The 16955-nt window shown below is 69.4% G+C and carries 19 protein-coding genes; 9 read left to right on the forward strand and 10 right to left on the reverse strand.

The window, feature by feature from the left end; genetic code table 11:
* Nucleotides 1-28: 28 nt before the first annotated feature.
* Nucleotides 29-823: an exonuclease domain-containing protein gene (locus JOD60_RS12685; protein ID WP_076690947.1), complete on the forward strand. Its 795-nt coding sequence runs from the start codon at nt 29-31 to the stop codon at nt 821-823.
* Between the two features lie 222 nt (nt 824-1045).
* Here JOD60_RS12685 and JOD60_RS12690 read toward each other — a convergent pair whose 3' ends face one another.
* From JOD60_RS12690 to glgA, 3 genes are all read right to left on the reverse strand, one after another.
* Nucleotides 1046-1297 (reverse strand): type B 50S ribosomal protein L31, encoded by a 252-nt coding sequence (locus JOD60_RS12690; RefSeq protein ID WP_076690948.1) that lies wholly within the window; start codon nt 1295-1297, stop codon nt 1046-1048.
* An 81-nt stretch (nt 1298-1378) separates the two neighbouring features.
* Nucleotides 1379-2164, reverse strand: coding sequence for an ABC transporter ATP-binding protein (locus JOD60_RS12695; RefSeq protein ID WP_076690949.1), 786 nt, complete (start codon nt 2162-2164; stop codon nt 1379-1381).
* A 9-nt stretch (nt 2165-2173) separates the two neighbouring features.
* Complete coding sequence (glgA, locus tag JOD60_RS12700) at nt 2174-3367, reverse strand: glycogen synthase (protein ID WP_076690950.1); 1194 nt, start codon at nt 3365-3367, stop codon at nt 2174-2176.
* 47 nt (nt 3368-3414) lie between these two features.
* On the opposite strand from glgA, the gene JOD60_RS12705 reads away from it, so the two are divergent.
* From JOD60_RS12705 to JOD60_RS12715, 3 genes are all read left to right on the forward strand, one after another.
* The gene (locus JOD60_RS12705; protein WP_076690951.1) at nt 3415-4659 is read left to right on the forward strand and encodes a glucose-1-phosphate adenylyltransferase; all 1245 of its coding nucleotides are present in this window, start codon (nt 3415-3417) and stop codon (nt 4657-4659) included.
* A 31-nt stretch (nt 4660-4690) separates the two neighbouring features.
* Complete coding sequence (gene serB / locus JOD60_RS12710; protein WP_076690952.1) at nt 4691-5326, forward strand: phosphoserine phosphatase SerB; 636 nt, start codon at nt 4691-4693, stop codon at nt 5324-5326.
* A gap of 79 nt (nt 5327-5405) precedes the next feature.
* Nucleotides 5406-6119 carry an alpha/beta fold hydrolase gene (locus JOD60_RS12715; RefSeq protein ID WP_076690953.1) on the forward strand — a complete coding sequence of 238 codons (714 nt, stop codon included), beginning with the start codon at nt 5406-5408 and terminating at the stop codon, nt 6117-6119.
* Between the two features lie 36 nt (nt 6120-6155).
* On the opposite strand, the gene fabG is transcribed toward JOD60_RS12715, so the two are convergent.
* Nucleotides 6156-6866, reverse strand: coding sequence for a 3-oxoacyl-ACP reductase FabG (gene fabG, locus JOD60_RS12720; RefSeq protein ID WP_076690954.1), 711 nt, complete (start codon nt 6864-6866; stop codon nt 6156-6158).
* Nucleotides 6867-6986: 120 nt separating this feature from the next.
* Here fabG and JOD60_RS12725 point away from each other — a divergent pair, with 120 nt between their 5' ends.
* From JOD60_RS12725 to JOD60_RS12740, 4 genes are read left to right on the forward strand one after another with little or no spacing between them, the layout of a single operon-like run.
* Nucleotides 6987-7550 carry a DUF4190 domain-containing protein gene (locus tag JOD60_RS12725; protein WP_076690955.1) on the forward strand — a complete coding sequence of 188 codons (564 nt, stop codon included), beginning with the start codon at nt 6987-6989 and terminating at the stop codon, nt 7548-7550.
* Between the two features lie 42 nt (nt 7551-7592).
* Nucleotides 7593-7955 (forward strand): DUF3099 domain-containing protein, encoded by a 363-nt coding sequence (locus JOD60_RS12730; RefSeq protein WP_076690956.1) that lies wholly within the window; start codon nt 7593-7595, stop codon nt 7953-7955.
* Nucleotides 7952-8155 (forward strand): hypothetical protein, encoded by a 204-nt coding sequence (locus JOD60_RS12735; protein WP_076690957.1) that lies wholly within the window; start codon nt 7952-7954, stop codon nt 8153-8155. Before JOD60_RS12730 ends, JOD60_RS12735 begins: the two co-directional genes overlap by 4 nt.
* Nucleotides 8152-9069: an SURF1 family cytochrome oxidase biogenesis protein gene (locus JOD60_RS12740; protein WP_076690958.1), complete on the forward strand. Its 918-nt coding sequence runs from the start codon at nt 8152-8154 to the stop codon at nt 9067-9069. Before JOD60_RS12735 ends, JOD60_RS12740 begins: the two co-directional genes overlap by 4 nt.
* Nucleotides 9070-9101: 32 nt before the next feature.
* On the opposite strand, the gene JOD60_RS12745 is transcribed toward JOD60_RS12740, so the two are convergent.
* On the reverse strand, nt 9102-10700 hold the full coding sequence (locus JOD60_RS12745) for an ABC-F family ATP-binding cassette domain-containing protein (RefSeq protein ID WP_076690959.1): 1599 nt from the start codon (nt 10698-10700) through the stop codon (nt 9102-9104).
* Nucleotides 10701-11024: 324 nt separating this feature from the next.
* Here JOD60_RS12745 and JOD60_RS12750 point away from each other — a divergent pair, with 324 nt between their 5' ends.
* Nucleotides 11025-11657 (forward strand): biotin transporter BioY, encoded by a 633-nt coding sequence (locus JOD60_RS12750; protein WP_076690960.1) that lies wholly within the window; start codon nt 11025-11027, stop codon nt 11655-11657.
* A 459-nt stretch (nt 11658-12116) separates the two neighbouring features.
* On the opposite strand, the gene JOD60_RS12755 is transcribed toward JOD60_RS12750, so the two are convergent.
* From JOD60_RS12755 to JOD60_RS12775, 5 genes are all read right to left on the reverse strand, one after another.
* Nucleotides 12117-12614: a hypothetical protein gene (locus tag JOD60_RS12755; RefSeq protein ID WP_198159050.1), complete on the reverse strand. Its 498-nt coding sequence runs from the start codon at nt 12612-12614 to the stop codon at nt 12117-12119.
* On the reverse strand, nt 12611-13267 hold the full coding sequence (locus JOD60_RS12760) for a hypothetical protein (protein WP_157127948.1): 657 nt from the start codon (nt 13265-13267) through the stop codon (nt 12611-12613). Before JOD60_RS12760 ends, JOD60_RS12755 begins: the two co-directional genes overlap by 4 nt.
* 269 nt (nt 13268-13536) lie before the next feature.
* Nucleotides 13537-15351: a hypothetical protein gene (locus JOD60_RS12765; protein ID WP_157127949.1), complete on the reverse strand. Its 1815-nt coding sequence runs from the start codon at nt 15349-15351 to the stop codon at nt 13537-13539.
* Between the two features lie 143 nt (nt 15352-15494).
* Nucleotides 15495-15824, reverse strand: coding sequence for a helix-turn-helix domain-containing protein (locus JOD60_RS12770; RefSeq protein ID WP_076690964.1), 330 nt, complete (start codon nt 15822-15824; stop codon nt 15495-15497).
* A complete protein-coding gene (locus JOD60_RS12775; RefSeq protein ID WP_084202011.1) occupies nt 15824-16927 on the reverse strand; it encodes a tyrosine-type recombinase/integrase in 1104 nt (367 codons plus the stop codon). The genes JOD60_RS12770 and JOD60_RS12775 overlap by 1 nt, the downstream gene beginning before the upstream one ends.
* Nucleotides 16928-16955: the final 28 nt, after the last annotated feature.

The following is a 16955-nucleotide window of genomic DNA, read 5'->3' on the forward strand; positions in this document are numbered from 1 at the left end:
GTCGGGGGCAGGACATACCGTCGAAGGCATGGACAGGTGGCAGGCGCTCCCCCTGTGGGATGACCCGGTGCAGGATGCGGTGCCGAGCGCGGCGCCGGTGTCGGCGGATGCCGCGCCCATCGCCCCCGCTGCGTCGGACCGGCGCTGGTGCGACACCGTCGGCGTGTTCGACCTCGAGACGACGGGCGTCGACGTTACGGTCGACCGCGTCGTGACAGCCCACGTCGGCGTGCTGGGGCCGGGCGGCGAGCCACTGTCCGCCCGTTCCTGGCTGGCTGATCCGGGTATCGAGATCCCCGAGGGTGCGACCGCCGTCCACGGCATCACCACGGCGCACGCGCGAGCGCACGGGCGCCCGGCCGTCGACGTCGTCGCCGAGGTCGTCGCCGCCCTCCGGGAGCTGTTCGCCGCCGGCATCCCCATCGTCGCCTACAACGCGCCGTACGACTTCTCGCTCCTCAAGTACGAGGCCCTGCGGCACGGCATCGAGCCGATCATCGACCCGGCGCCGGTCATCGATCCGCTCGTGCTCGACAAGGCCCACGACCGCTACCGCAAGGGCAAACGCACCCTCGAGGTCGTCGCCGCGCATTACGCCGTCACGCTCACGGGCGCCCACGACGCCGCGGCCGACGCGATCGCCGCTGGTCGGGTCGCCCAGGCGCTCGCCGAGCGCTTCGGCCTCGACGCCCCGGCGCACGAGCTGCACACGCAGCAGATCGGCTGGGCACGGGCGCAGGCCGAGAGCCTCACGGAGTACTTCATCCGCATCGGTCGGCTCGATCCTTCCGACGCCCTCGACGGCAGCTGGCCGATCCGCTGACGGCGTTTCGTCTCGCTGCGCTCGCTCAACGACCGGGGGATCGCCGACCCTTCGACAGGCGCGCGGAACGGCGACCCTTCGACAGGCTCAGGGACCGGCTTTCGTCGTTCCGCTGCGCGGAACGGCGACCCTTCGACAGGCTCAGGGACCGGCTTTCGTCGTTCCGCTGCGCGGAACGACGAAAGCCCCGCCGGAGCGGGGCTTTCGAGACGGAGCGACGGCTTACTTGGTGCCGAAGTTCTTGAAGCGCTGGTTGAACTTCTCGACGCGACCGGCCGAGTCCATGATGCGCTGCTTGCCCGTGTAGAACGGGTGCGACGCGGAGGAGATCTCGACGTCGATGACGGGGTAGGTCTCGCCGTCGAGCTCGATCGTCTTGTCGCTTGTGACCGTGGAACGGGTCAGGAACGTCTCGCCGGAGCCGAGGTCGCGGAACACGACCGCGTGGTACTCGGGGTGGATGTCAGTCTTCATGGTGGGTCCTGTCCAGAGATGTCCTGGATTTTGCCAGGACGCGGAAAGTCAGCGGCGCGAATGCACCAAGGGTCGATTCTATCACCCGGTGGCGCGCGCAGCGAACCGGCCGTCCTCGGCGGTGAGCGCGATCGGCATGCCGAAGGTCGCCGACAGATTCTCGGCGGTGAGCGTCTGCGCGATCGGTCCCGCCGCGACCACGGCGCCCTCGCGCAGCAGCAGCACGTGGGTGAACCCGACCGGGATCTCCTCGACGTGGTGGGTGACCATGATCATCGCGGGCGTCGTCGGCGCCTGCGCGTACCCGCCGAGCAACGCCAGCAGCTCCTCACGCGCCCCCAGGTCGAGGCTCGCCGTGGGCTCGTCGAGCAGCAGCAACTCGGGGTCGGTCATGACGGCGCGCGCGATCTGCACGCGTTTCTGCTCGCCGTCGGACAGCGTGCCGAACGTGCGCTCGGCGAGGTGCTCCAGCTTCCACTCCCCCAGCACGCGGCGCGCGCGCTTCTCGTCGATCGCCTCGTAGGACTCGTTCCACCGGCCGAGCACGGCGAACGCCGCGGTCAGCACGACGTCGAGCACGGTCTCCTCCGGCGGGATGCGGCGGGCCATCGCCGACGACGCGAAGCCGATACGGGGGCGCAGCTCGAACACGTCGGTGCGACCGAGACGCTCGTCGAGGATCGTGACGACGCCGGAGGTGGGATGCAGGAGCGTCGCCGCCAGCTGCAGGATCGTCGTCTTGCCCGCGCCGTTGGGCCCGAGGATCACCCAGCGCTGATCGTCGGCGACGCTCCAGTCGATGTGGTCGACGATGTTGCGGGCGTTACGGCGGACGACGACGTCGGCGAATTCGAGGACCTGCGGCATGCCTCCAGCCTATCGGCCGGTCGTGGCCACCTCGCGGTAGAGCGCGGCCGTGGCGTCGGCGATCGCCTGCCAGCTGAACTCCGTCGCCGCGCGCTGCCGCCCCGCCTCGCCGTACGCCCGTGCGCGCTCCGGATCGGACACCACCTCGGTGAGCGCTGCGGCGAGGTCCGCCACGAAGCGCTCCGGATCGATGGGCGTGCCGGTGCCGTCCTGCACCTGCTCGATCGGCACCAATCGACCCGTCACGCCGTCGACGACCACCTCGGGGATGCCGCCGGTCGCCGTACCGACGACGGCAGCGCCGCACGCCATCGCCTCGAGATTCACGATGCCGAGCGGCTCGTAGACGCTCGGGCAGACGAACGTGGTGGCGGAGGTGAGGATCGCGCACAGCTGGTCGCGCTGCAGGAACTCGTCGATCCAGACGACCCCGTCGCGGCGGGTCTGCAGGTCTCGGACGAGCCCTTCGACCTCGGCCATGATCTGCGGGGTGTCCGGGGCGCCCGCGCACAGCACGACCTGGACCTCCGGCGGCAGCTGCGCCGCCGCCCGCAAGAAGTACGGCAGCCCCTTCTGCCGGGTGATGCGTCCGACGAAGACGACCGACGGCTTGTCGGGGTCGATGCCGTAGCGCTCGAGCAGCGCGTGATCGGTGCGCGGCCGCCACGACTCGACGTCGATGCCGTTGTAGATGACGCGCACCTTGTCGGGGTCGAGCGCCGGGTAGCTGCGCAGGATGTCGCGGCGCATGCCCTCGCTGACGGCGACGACGGCGGCAGCCCCCTCATAGGCCGTCCGCTCGATGTAGCTCGAGACGGCGTAGCCGCCGCCGAGCTGCTCCGCCTTCCAGGGCCGCAGCGGTTCCAGTGAGTGCGCCGTGACCACGTGCGGGATGCCGTGCAGCAACGAGGCGAGGTGTCCCGCGAAGTTGGCGTACCAGGTGTGGGAGTGGACGACGTCGGCGCCCGCGACATCCCCGACGATCTCGAGATCGGTGCCGAGGGTCTGCACGGCGGGGTTCGCGCTCGCGAGCTCGGCCGGGACGCCGTACGACGACGTGCCGGCCTCGTCGCGGTCCGCGCCGAACGCGCGCACGCGCACGTCGATGCTCCGTCGGAGCGCCGCGACGAGCTCCGTCACGTGGACCCCCGCCCCCCCGTAGATCTCCGGCGGGTACTCCTTGGTGACGATGTCGACGCGCATGTCTCGAACGCTAGTACAAGCGCGCGCGGGGGGCCTAGGGTGGTGCCATGCCTGCAGCGCCGAAGGTCTTCGGAATCATCCTCGCCGGAGGCGAGGGTAAGCGACTCATGCCCCTGACGGAGGATCGCGCCAAACCCGCCGTGCCGTTCGGCGGCCAGTACCGCCTGATCGATTTCGCGATCTCGAACCTCATCAACTCCGGCCTGCGGCAGATCGTCGTGCTGACCCAGTACAAGTCGCACAGCCTCGACCGTCACATCTCGCAGACGTGGCGCATGTCGGCGCTGCTCAACTCCTACGTCGCCTCCGTGCCCGCCCAGCAGCGTCTCGGCAAGCGCTGGTTCTCCGGCTCGGCCGACGCGATCCTGCAGTCGCTGAACCTCATCTACGACGAGAAGCCCGACATCGTCGTCGTGATCGGCGCCGACCACGTGTACCGGATGGACTTCGAGCAGATGCTCGACGCCCACATCGCCTCGGGCGCGAAGGCGACCGTCGCCGGCATCCGTCAGCCGATCTCGCTGGCGAACCAGTTCGGCGTCATCGACCTGGATCCGACCGACAACGTCACGATCCGCGACTTCCTGGAAAAGCCCCAGAACCCCACCGGGCTCTCCGATGCGCCGCACGAGGTGCTCGCGTCGATGGGCAACTACATCTTCGACGCCGACGCCCTCATCGCCGCCGTCGAGACCGACGGCGAGCTGCCGGGCTCGAACCACGACATGGGCGGCGACATCGTGCCGTACTTCGTGAACCGCGGCGAAGCGGCCGTCTATGACTTCAAGCGCAACGACGTGCCCGGCTCCACCGACCGCGACCGCGACTACTGGCGCGACGTGGGGACGATCGACTCGTTCTTCGACGCCCACATGGATCTCATCTCGACGCTGCCGATCTTCAACCTGTACAGCATGGACTGGCCGATCCACTCGCAGGCGATCAACTCGCCGCCGGCGAAGTTCGTCCGCGACGGGGTGGGACGCATGGGCAACGCGATCGACTCGATCGTCTCGCTGGGCTCGGTGCTGTCGGGGACGCACCTCGAGCGCTCGGTCGTCGGGCCGTGGACGCTGTCGGCGGGCGGTTCGACGATCACCGATTCGGTGCTCTTCGACCATGTCGACGTCGGCGCGGGAGCGCGGGTGCACCGCGCCATCCTCGACAAGAACGTCGTACTCGAGCCGGGCGCCACCGTCGGCGTCGACCGGGCGCTGGACCTCGCGCGCGGCTTCACCGTCACCGACAGCGGGATCACCGTCGTCGGCAAGAACGCCCGCATCGCGCGCTGAGGAGGCCCCGCGCGCCCACTAGGTTGGACGGGTGCCTGACGCTCGCTTCCTCGTCGTCTTCGACGCCGACTCCACCCTGCTGCGCAACGAGGTCATCGAGCTGATCGCCGACGAGGCGGGCCGTGGCCCCGAGGTCGCGGCGGCCACCGAGGCCGCCATGCGCGGCGAGGTGGACTTCGCGACGAGCCTGCGCTCGCGCGTGCGCGCGCTGGAGGGGGTGCCCGTCGCGGCGTTTGAGCGGGTGCGCGCCCGCGTCGAGCCGACGCCCGGGGCCGCAGAGCTGATCGACGCGATCCACGACCGCGGCGGCGTCGCCACCGTCGTGTCGGGTGGCTTCCACGAGGTGCTCGACGTCGTCGCCCCGCCGCTCGGCGTGGACATCTGGCGGGCGAACCGGCTCGCGGTGGCATCGGAGGCGCTGTCGGGCGAGGTGGGGGGCGACATCGTGGATGCCGCGGGCAAAGCCGCCGCGCTCCTGGAGTGGGCCGAGGCGTACGGCGTGCCGCTGCGGCGGACGATCGCGATCGGCGACGGCGCGAACGACCTGCAGATGATGGCCGTCGCCGGCCTCGGGCTCGCTTTCAACGCGAAGCCCGCGGTGCGCGCTCAGGCCGACCTGGTGGTGGGGCGCGTGGACCTCCGCGAGGTCATCCCGCTCCTCCCCTGAGCGCCGGTTCTCCGCGCGTCGGCGGCTCCGCTCGGCACCCGGGTTCCGCGTGTCGGCGGTGGGTCGTACCCTCGGCGTCATGGACACCACGACCGACGTTCTCCTCATTCCCGGCTTCTGGCTCGACGCGGCGTCGTGGGACGACGTCGTGCCGACCCTCCGCGCGGCGGGGCTCGCACCCCGCGCCCTCACCATGCCCGGCGTGGGCGCCGGGGCCGCGGCGGCCGCCGAGATCGGTCTCGCCGACTGGATCGCCGCCGTGGTGGCCGAGATCGACCGCGCGCCGGGACCGGTGGTCGTCGTCGGGCATTCCGGCGGCGGCAACGTGGCGTGGGGCGCCGTCGACGCGCGACCCGATCGGGTGTCCCGGGTGGTCTTCGTCGACACCGTGCCTCCCCCGCCCGGGGCGAACGTCGGCGAGTTCGAGACGGACCAGCCGATCATCCCCTTCCCCGGGTGGGGCTTCTTCGACGACGAGGACGTCGCCGACCTCGACCCGCAGACGCGGGAGCGAACGGCGCCGCGCGCACTCAGCATCCCGACCCGCGTGACGACCGATGCGATCGCGCTGACCGACGATCGTCGCTACGCCGTGCCCGTCACCGTGCTCTCCGGCCAGCGCGACGATGCGGAGTTCCGCCGCTTCCTCGCGCAGTGGGGGCCCTTCGCCGACGAGTTCACCGCGATCGCCGACACCGAGGTGGTGCGCCTGGGCACGGGCCACTGGCCCCAGTTCTCGCAGCCGGAGCGGCTGGGCGAGGCCCTCGTCGCGGCGATCCAGCGCGCCGGCTGAACCCGCGCCCGACCTCGGGCGGTGACTCCGGCCGGGTCAGTGCCCCATGCCGAGGCCGCCGTCGACCGGGATGACGGCACCGGAGATGTAGGCGGCGTCGTCCGACGCCAGCCACGCCACGACCCCGGCGACCTCGTCGGCCGTCGCGAAGCGGCCGGCGGGGATGTTCCGCTTGTATTCCGCCTGGGTCTCCTCGGGCAGCTCCGCGGTCATGTCGGTCTCGATGAAGCCGGGGGCGACGACGTTCGCGGTGATGCCGCGTCCGCCGAGCTCACGGGTGAGCGAGCGGGCGAAGCCGACGAGCGCCGCCTTCGACGACGAGTAGTTGATCTGGCCGGCCGAGCCGTACAGGCCGACGACGCTGGAGATGAGGATCACGCGCCCCCACTTGGCCCGCAGCATCCCCTTCGACGCCCGCTTGACGACGCGGAAGGTGCCGCCGAGGTTCGTCGCGACAACGGAGTCGAAATCGTCCTCCGTCATGCGCAGCAGCAGGGTGTCCTTCGTGATGCCGGCGTTGGCGACGACGACCTCCACCGGGCCGAGCTCGCGCTCGACCTCGCTGAAGGCGGCGTCCAGGGACGCCGCGTCGGTGACATCCGCACGGACGGTGAGCGTCCCGGCGGGCCCCTCTCCGGAACGCGCGGTGACGGCGGTGCGATAGCCCGCGGCGACGAAGCGCTCCGCGATGGCGCGGCCGATGCCGCGGTTTCCGCCGGTGACGAGGACGACGCGATCGGTGGTCATGGTGCTCCTGGATGGGCGGACGTGGGTCGGCCCCAGCCTATCCCGGGGCTCCGGATGCGTCGGGCTTCGTCAGGAACCCGGACGCCCCGATAGGCTGGCGGCGCGAGACAGGAGCCGACGATGACCGACCCCCACATCCCCGCCGCACCGGACGCCGTCCCCGGCGGATCGGATGCCGCCGCCACGCCGCCGCTGACGCCCCCGACCCCCGGGGCGGCACCCTCGGCGCCGGCCGTGCCGCCCGCTCCCCCGTACGCCGCGCCGGCCTACCAGCCGCCGACGTACCAGGCTCCCGCCTACCCGCCGCCCGCCTACCCCGGCGCCGCGCCGCAGCCGGGATACGCCCCTCCGGCCGGCTACGCGGCCCCGCCGGCGCCCGGCTACGGTGCGCCGTACGGCTACGCCCCGGCACGCAAGACGAACACGCTCGCCATCGTGTCGATGATCGCGGCGATCCTCGGCTTCATCTGGGTGCTGCCCTTCGTCGGGTCGCTCGCCGGCGCGATCATGGGTCACCTCTCGCTCGGGCAGATCAAGCGCACCGGCGAAGGCGGTCGCGGCATGGCGCTGACCGGCGTCATCCTGGGCTGGATCGGCGTCGCCATCGCCGTGCTCATCGGCGTCTTCTTCATGATCGCGATCTTCTACGGAGCCGCGAACGGCGCCCGCTACGGCAGCGCCTGACCGGGTCCGCCCCGCCGCCGCGCGGCGTAGGCTGAAAGCACCGTGAAGAACTCTGCTGCTCAGTCTGCGACGTCGTTGCCGCGCGCCCCGCGCGACGACGCACACACGCGCATGACGAAGTACTTCACGATGATGGCGATCCGCGTCGCCTGCTTCGTGCTCATGGTCGTCGTGACCCCCTACGGCTGGTACACCTGGCTGTTCGCCGTCGGGGCGTGCTTCCTGCCGTACGTCGCGGTCGTCGTCGCCAATGTCGCCGCCGCCCCGGCGCAGCGCGCCGTACCTCCCGAGCGCGCGATCGCACCGGCCGCCCCGCCGGGCACCGCCCCCGGACCCGCAGGAGTGATCCGCATCCACGAGACCGACGCCGCCCCGCCGCCCTCGCCACGGCAGGACGACCCGTGACGGCGCCCGTCTGCTCACGGGCAGGATGCCGGGACGCAGCCACCTGGCTGGTGCGCTGGCGGAACCCCCGCATCCACTCCGCCGACCGACGCAAAGTGTGGTCGGCGTGCGACGCGCACGTCGGCTATCTCCGCGACTATCTGGCGGCGCGGGACTTCCCGGTCGAGGTCGTCGCCTACGAGAGCGGAGTCGCGTCGTGAACCGTCGCACCGCGCTGCGGTGGACCGGCTACGTCGCCGTGGCCATCGCGTTCGCCATCGCCTGCGCCTTCCTGTCGAACTGGCAGTTCACGCGCAACGCCGAGCGGGAACGTCAGCTGGGCCTCATCGCCGCCAACTACGACGCGGTGCCCGTCGCACTGCGCGAGCTGATCCCGGCCGGCGGCGGGTTCGATCCGGCCGACCAGTGGCACCCCGTCACCCTCGTCGGCGAGTACCTGACGGACGACACCCTCCTCGCGCGCAACCGCGCTCACGGCGGCACGAGCGCCTTCGAGGTGCTCGTGCCGTTCCGCACGGTCGACGGCGACGTGTTCCTCGTCGACCGCGGCTGGGTGCCGCCGGGCGACGATCAGCCCGAGCCCGATGCGATCCCCGCGGCGCCGACGGGGCAGGTCACCGTCGTCGCACGGCTGAAGCCGGGCGAGCCGCTGCCGAACTCCGGCCGTTCGGCGCCTGAGGGCCAGGTGCCGACCATCAATCTGCCGCTGATCGCCCAGGCGACCGGCCAGGACAGCATGGTCACGAGCGCCTACGGCCTCATGGTCTCGGAGGATCCCGCACCCAGGGCTGCGCCGAACCCGCTCGAGTCGCCGTCGGATGACCCCGGGCCGCACCTGTCGTATGCGATCCAGTGGATCCTCTTCGCCGTCATGGGGTTCGTGTTCATCTGGTACATGATCCGCACCGAGCTCCGGCATCGCCGCGAGGACGCGGAGGACGCGGCCGCCGCCGACGCCGCGGCTCCGGCGTCCCCCGGGATCGCGGTGGCGGATGCCGACGCCGCAGCGGTGCCGGCGGCATCCCCTCGCCCGCGGCGACGCCGCGAAGGCCGCAAGCGCGACCGCGACATGGTGGACGAGGACGCGCTGCTCGACGAGCTCACGCCGCGCTGAGCGCTCGCGTCACGCCCGTTCGCCAGACCGCGTCACGCCAGTTCAATCAGGTCGACGTAGTCGCGACCCCAGATGTCCTCGACGCCGTCGGGCAGGATGAGCACGCGCTCGGGGTTCAGCGCCTGCACGGCGCCGGAGTCGTGCGAGACGAGCACCACGGCGCCCTCGTAATGCGCGAGCGCGCCGAGGATCTCCTCGCGGGACGCCGGGTCGAGGTTGTTCGTCGGCTCGTCGAGCAGCAGCATGTTCGCGCTCGAGACGACGAGGGTCGCGAGTGACAGGCGCGTCTTCTCACCGCCGGAGAGCACACCGGCGGGCTTCAGCACGTCATCGCCGGTGAACAGGAACGAGCCGAGCACCTTGCGCGCCTCGGTGGCGGTGATGTCGGGCGCGGCCGACATCATGTTCTCGAGGACCGAGCGGCTGACGTCGAGGTTCTCGTGCTCCTGCGCGTAGTACCCGATCTTCAGGCCGTGCCCGGGCTCGAGGATGCCGGTGTCGGGCTTGTCGACGCCGGCGAGAATGCGCAGCAGCGTCGTCTTGCCGGCGCCGTTCAAGCCGAGGACGACGACCTTCGAGCCGCGGTCGATCGCGAGGTCGACGTCGGTGAAGATCTCCAGCGATCCGTACGACTTCGACAGGTTCTTCGCCATGAGCGGGGTCTTGCCGCACGGTGCGGGCTTGGGGAACCGCAGCTTCGCGACGCGGTCCTCCTGGCGCACCTCCTCGAGGCCCGAGAGCATCTTCTCGGCGCGCGCGACCATCTGGTGCGCGGCGGCGGCCTTCGAGGCCTTCGCGCCGAAGCGCGCGGCCTGCAGCTTCAGCGCCGTGGCCTTCTTCTCGATGTTGGCGCGCTCCTTCTTGCGGCGCTCCTCGTCGGCCACCCGCTGACGCAGGTAGTTCTTCCAGTTCATGTTGTAGACGTCGATGACCTGGCGCATCGCGTCGAGGTAGAAGACGCGGTTGACGGTCTCGCCGACGAGCTCGACGTCGTGGCTGATGACGATCAGCCCGCCCTTGTAGTTCTTGAGGAACTCCCGCAGCCACACGACACTGTCGGCGTCGAGGTGGTTGGTGGGCTCGTCGAGGATCATCGTCTGCGCGTCCGAGAACAGGATGCGGGCGAGCTCGATGCGGCGGCGCTGACCACCCGACAGGGTCTTCAGCGGCTGGTCGAGGATGCGGTCCGGCAGCGACAGGTTGTGCGCGATGGATGCCGCCTCGGACTCGGCCGCATAGCCGCCGAGCGCTTCGAAGCGCTCCATGAGGTTGCCGTAGCGACGCATCGCCTTCGCGGCGACCTTCTCGTCGGCATCCCCCATCTGCAGCGACGCCTCGTGCATCTGCAACGCCAGGGTGCCGAGACCGCGGGCGTCGAGGATGCGCGTGCGAGCGAGCATCTCGGGATCGCCCGAACGCGGGTCCTGCGGGAGGTAGCCGAGCTCGCCGGAGCGTTCGATCTTGCCGTCGGCGGGGATGAGATCGCCCGCGAGCACCTTCGTGAGCGTCGTCTTGCCGGCGCCGTTGCGCCCGACGAGGCCGATCTTGTCGCCGTCGGACACGCGGAACGACACGTCGGCCATGAGCGTGCGGGCGCCCACGCGGATCTCGAGGTCGTGCACGGCGAGCACAGCGGACGTCCGTTCTTCAGCGGGAGGGTTCAGGCGGCCGATCGGCCGACTTTCTAGTCTACCCGGGGCGGCGGAGGGTCAGCTCCGCCGTGACGCGCTCACGCCGGCCGCCTCCCGGGCACGGTCGACGTGCTCGGCGGACCATGAACTTCAGGCCGTAGGCGACGGGATAGAGCGCCTCGGAAACTACCGCTGTGCGACTCTCTACAAACACGTGCCCCTCGCACGATGGACGGCGTCCAAGAACCCGGGCGCCCCACGCCCTAGGCTGAGTCGCGACACCCCGGCATCCCGTGCCGACCCACGACTTCCCAAGGAGCGCGCATGTCTCTCGCCGTCCCCGTCCGCCGCCCCGTGCTGGCCGACCTCATCGCCCGCCCGTCCGGTCGCGCGCGCGCCGTCGCCCTCGATGCGGCGCTCGTCGTCGCCGGTGCCGCGGTCGTCGCACTGCTCGCTCAGGTCGAGGTGCCGCTGTGGCCGGTCCCCATCACGGGTCAGACGCTCGCCGTCGTCGTGGTCGGCGCCGCCCTCGGCGCACGCCGGGGCGCTGCATCCCTCGTGACCTACCTGCTCGCGGGCCTTGCCGGTCTTCCCGTCTTCGCCGGGTTCACCGGCACGGTCGCCGCGCTGGCGAAGCCGAGCTTCGGGTTCGTCATCGGCTTCGTGTTCGCCGCCTTCGTCGCCGGCTGGTTCGCCGAGCGCGCCTGGGACCGTCGGCCGTTGCTCGCCTTCGCCGGATTCGTCGCCGCCAGCGCGATCCCGTTCGTCTTCGGCATCCCGTACATGGCGTTCATCCTGAACGTCGTCGGCGGCGGCTCGTTCGGTGTCGGCGAGATCCTGCAGTTCGGCCTCTGGCCGTTCATCGTCGGCGGGCTCGTCAAGGCTGCCCTCGCGGCGCTCCTGATCCCGGCCGCGTGGGCGGGCGTCCGCGCCGTCGATCGCCGCAACAACGGCTGATCCCCGCCCGGATCCTCGACAGGCCCCGCCCGCGCCGCTCTGCGCCGGCGGGGCCTTTCGCATGCCGCGGCATCCTTCAGGCGGACTGCAGCGAACTGGCGCATCCCGCCATCGACGATCTAAAGTTAGCCTGCCCTTACTCAGGCTCTCCCCACAGCATCGAAGGGATTCCCCTTGTCTCGACTTCGCACCGCCGCCGCCCTCACCGCCGCGGCCGCTCTGCTCCTCACCGGCTGCGCCTCGGGCAGCTCGCCGCAGTCCACCGCCTCGGGTGAGGCCGGAGCCGCGTCCGACAGCTTCCCGGTCACTACCGGTGTAAGTGCATTATCCGGGTGAGAACTATCCCGAGGCTTCCGAGCGACTGACGCGCTCTGGCGGCTCGCCAACATGCAGGGTTGTGACTTGCGGCGGTCGCGCGTCAGATGGCCGCAGGCGGTTCCGGTGGAGGTATTCTCAGGTCTATACGCGGAGAGCCTCGAGCACGTCGGTTACTGTGTCCGCCGGCGGGTGATCTGCACGGAGATCGAACTCTGCAACGGCCGTCCGACGGGCGTCGTAGGCCTCGATCTTCGCGATCGGTCCTTCACGCCAGATCCGGGTGAACACGACTGTGGGATTCATGACGATTCCTTCGGGGGCGAGGAGCCCGAAGTTGTATAGAGTCTCTGCCCACCAGTAGTTCACTGTCTGCTCCGGGGGCTCCCACTCCGCGGCCTGGTTGGCGGTGATCTTGCGACCTAGCGCCTTGGAGGCTGCGGACGCGATCACGTTCCGATCTGCTGAGGCCGGAGTGGTGAATACCTCACCGCCGACGAGGGTGAACTCGAGCGTGTCCGGGCCGAGCAGGATCTGCCGGATGAGACCATCGTGCGGGCGGAGGTTCTCCAAGGTGGAAGCTTCCCGGATGGCGTCGCGCCAGAGCGCGGCGTCAGTGGGGTCTCGGTCTGTCCTGGTCATTGGTTCAGCGCGTTCTTCACGAAATCGGGGCATTTGCCGTCGATGCCCTCGCAGTAGGCGGTCACCACTCCGTACTTGTCACCCTGATATGAACGGAAATCCACGATGGTGCGCACCCAGACCGTACGAACGACCTTGCAGTTGTTCCCCCAGAAGTCGCACTTGACCTCGTTGGCGGCCAGTCGGTAGCGCCATGATGTGCCGCCGTCGGGGGTTCGTGTTGTAGCTTTCTGGGTGACTACGCGTGGTGTGCGGTATGTCAGGTTGTGCTTGTTGAGGATCTTGTCGTACGGCTGGGACCGCAGCACAACTTGCCGACCACCGAAGTCATTCCACCGGAAGAGTACGTTGTTGGTCGCGGCTGCTCGCGCGGTGGGCGCGGGCTCAGCCTGAACTGTCGGCGTGCTTGAGGCTGTACCGGGGGTCACCTCGATCCCGAGCTGAGCGAGCTCTTCGTCTGAAACAATCGAGCCGACACCGTCTCCGACGTCACCGAGAACCGAGAATATGACGCCCTCATCAGTTTCGGCGGTCGGGTTAGCCGACGTATCGAACCCGGATGCGGTCGCAGGGGTAGCGGTCGCTAAGGTGAATGCTGTAGCGATCGCGAAGAAGGAGAGCACAGTCCTGCTGGTGGCCTTTGTCAGATGCATTGACGATGCATACCTTCCACTAGTTGAAGTCGATTCTGCCATCGGGCGACAGCAGAAGAACTCTCTGATTAGGGTATTCTAAGTAAGTGAGCCCGTCGAGGGAGCGGGCGGGGAACCCTGACGTCGGCCTGAGCTTGAAGAGCAGCCCCATCGAGAGCGCAGTGGCTGGCCACGCCAGAGCATATGTACAGATGACCGTTCATGTGAACCGCCGCAGGTTCACTGCCGCTCTCGCGCGGGGAGGGAACTGTCAGTTCAGCGGTGGTGGCCTATCGACTGCTGTTCTCTCGCAGCGCCGGGTAGTCGCCGCGGGTGCTACCTGAGAGGCGGGCGTAGTTCTCGAAGGTGGCGACGCTGAAATCGAGTATGTCTGCGAGGACTTTGGCGGGGACGGCTCCGGCGAGCCGGAACCGGGCGGCGTTCTGTAGCGCGGAGATGCTGGTGCCGAGAGGGCGCAGGCGTAGTGAAAGGTATTGCGGGTCGAGAGGCTGCCCAGGGAGACGGCCAGGGAACAGCCATGCGTCATCGTCGGCGTCGGGTCGGAGGTCGAGTTGCCCCCGGGCGAGCAGGGTGATCGGCGCGGGCAACGTGAGCGGACGGTCTCCGATGCGGAGGTCGAGGCCGTCGTTCTCGGCGCGGAGCTGGCGGCGATGCAGCGCGAGCGTCTTGGTTGCGGGCAGTCCGTAGACCGCGATCAGCAGCGCCGCAAGGCGCGCATCGAGCGCGATACCGCGATCCGTGGCGAGGGTGCGGATGACGTTTTCAAGGTGTGCCTCGGACGTGCTGATCGCGGGTTCTCGGCGCGGAAGCGTGGAGATGTCGAGGTCGGGTGTGATGTCGCGTTCGGCGGCCCAGGTGAGGAACTGTGGGAGCCATCGTCGTGCGGTGTGGAGGGTGATGAACTCCTCGATCTGTGCCTGAGTGAGAGCGCGCAGGGGCGTCTGTTGTTCCTCAGCCCAGGTGAGGAAGGTGACGAGGCCCCGCAGCGATGCTTTGACGTGCCGAGCTGCGCCGATAGCGATGTCGCCTTCGGCATCTCGGCTGGCTCGGCGTAGCAGCACCCATCGGGTGTAGGTGCGCAGCATCTGGTGGTGATCGGTGGGGGCTCCGCCGATGGTCTGCGTGGCCCAGGCCATCAGCTGCCGCGTGGCCGCCGCGTCGCGCGGTAGGGCACCGGCGTCGAGGAGGAGCGCGCGCAGGTAGATCAACGGCTTGCCCGGCCGCGGGGCGTCGAGGATCGACTCGACCGGCACCCGCCCAGAGGCGATGTCGCGGAGAACGTCGGTGCTCGGCCCCATGCGCAACCACTTGATGACCTGTGCTGGGCGAGGCTGGACGAGCAGGTAGTTGCGCAGTGCGCGCATCGGAGGAAGGAAGGCCCCGTCCGGGCCGGCGAGGATGTCGTTGCAGCGGTCGCTGAGAACGCACTTCCCGCAGAGGCGACCGTAGTTGTGTTCTTCGCTCCCGCAGCGGCGGCAGGCGTAGCGGGCGGGCTGCCCCGCGCATCCCGCGCAGCATGGGCGGTCGTCGTCGCTGAGGAACGCAAGGATGCGTTTCTCGCCGCATCCGGGGCAAGGGGCGGCGTTGCGCAAGATGCGGTTGCGGCAGGCGAAGCAGTGCGGGCCGTGCAGGATGGTCGCGGCGATCTTCTTTTGTTGCCCGCACGAGACGCAACGCCGCAGTCGCCGGGGATAGCAGTTCAGGCAGACTCTTCTCCCGTCGATGCGCCCGACAGTGGTAACGATCTTCCCGCAGTTCTCGCACGCGAACGTCGGCATGCCGTCCGTTCCGCAGCGCTGGCAGACGCGCTGCCCATCGGCGTTGGTGGCGGTGAGCTTCTTCATCCGCAAGCACTGGGGGCACTCGCCACGCGATCGGCTCTGCGCACAGCGGAAGCACTCGCGCTGTCCTTGCTCGTTGCGCTTCTTGACGACCTTCCGGGTGCGACACGTCGGGCAGAGCGGGAGCCGGACGCCCGTCACGCCTTCGCGTGCGAGATTCGCAAGAAGAACCTGGACGATGACGGTGGTCTCAGCGTGCACGTCAGCGGGATCGAACTCTTCGCTCGACAGCAGGCGGAGCACTCCGTTCCGTCGCGACGGTGCGATGATCCGCTCTGCCGCGTCGACGATGGCCTGTTCCAGCGCGGTCACGCCCTTGTTGGCCAGCGCCGCCGCGACGCGCAGCCCGAAAGCCCCGTCCGGCTGCGGGGTGCCGCGTGGGATCGTCACGGCTTCGGTCGCTGGATGCGCGCGGGGACGGTGCGCAGGTCACCGATGTCCTCGATCCTCCCGCTCGTGCCCGTCGCCTCCACCGACCGCACGGCAGCTTGATCGAGGACGAGCAGGTCGCTGGGCGTGCAGTCCAGGATCGTGCAGAGCGCGGCAAGGACCTCGACGTTGAGACGTTGCGGGGTCTGCGTCACCAGCCGGAAGACCTGCTCGCGGGAGAGCGTGACGCCTTCGGCTTTCAACGGTTCGAGGAGGTCGGTGGTCTTGAACATGCCGCGCTCGGCCATCAGCGTTCGCAGCCGCCAGGTGATCGTCTTCGTTGTCATCAGGTGCTTCCATCCGGGAAGTAGAACTTGTCGATCGCCGCAGCCAGGACACGATTGCGGTAGTCATCGGTCACCGAGGTGTAGATCGCCGTCGTCGAAGCGTAGGCGTGACCGACTTGGGCCTGCACGAACTGCTCCGCGTAACCGAGCTCGATCAGATGCGTCACGTAGGAGTGGCGCAGGCTGTGCAGGGTCAACGCGCCAGGCAGCCCGGCCTCGTCGCGCAGCTGCGCGAACCGGCGGTCGAGGTAGCGGGGGCCGACGCGCGTGCCGCGCTCGGTCGGCCATAGTCCCGGATGGTTGCCGGGGTTGAACTTCTCCCGAACCTGCTCGACGTAGACGCGCAGCCCGTCGATCGCCCAGTCGAACTCCGGTAGCGACAGTACCGAGCGACGCTTGGGGATCGAGCCTTTCGAGGACTTCCCGTGCCGCACGTGTAGCAGCCCGAACCGGCCCCATTGCGGTGTCTTCGCGTTCGTGCGCAGATCGACCACATCCAGACCCAGCGCCTCGCGGCGGCGTAGCCCCCACGCGTAGATCGTCTTCAGCAACTGCGCGTCCCGCAGCGCGGCCAGCGCGCCCTTGCGGCCCTGCTGTCGCAGCGTCTCCACTCGGGCGTCCGCGACGGCGAACAGTGCCTCCAGCTCGTCATAGTCCAGCGGGCGACGGCCCGGTGTGCCCTCGAAGTCGACGGTGTGCGCGACCGTGTTCCACTCGAAGCACACCTGCGACGGCACCGACCCGAACCGAGACCGACACTCCGCCACCCAGCCGTAGCGCTGGTCGGTGATGAAATCGCAGAACGCGCGCAACGTCAGGTGATAGATCCGCACCGTCGAACGCGCCAACGGGCGGGAGCCGCTGAACAGGCTCGTCGTGAAGTCCTCGATATCACCCGGCAGCCATTCCCACGGGTACGAGTCCGCGAACCGCTGGAAACGCTCCACCTGCCAGCGGCGCATCTGGATCGTCTGCTTGGCGAGGCCCCGACTCACCTGCTGGCGGGAGAACCCATCGAGCATGCCACTGAACACGGCCGCGTCCTCGCGCAACGGCACGACGCCCGGCTGTCGAAGCAGCAACACCTCCACATCCTCACTCATCCCATCATTATTGCATCTAACACAACAT

The sequence above is a fragment of the Microbacterium aurum genome (assembly GCF_016907815.1).
GTDB classification, from domain to species: domain Bacteria; phylum Actinomycetota; class Actinomycetes; order Actinomycetales; family Microbacteriaceae; genus Microbacterium; species Microbacterium aurum.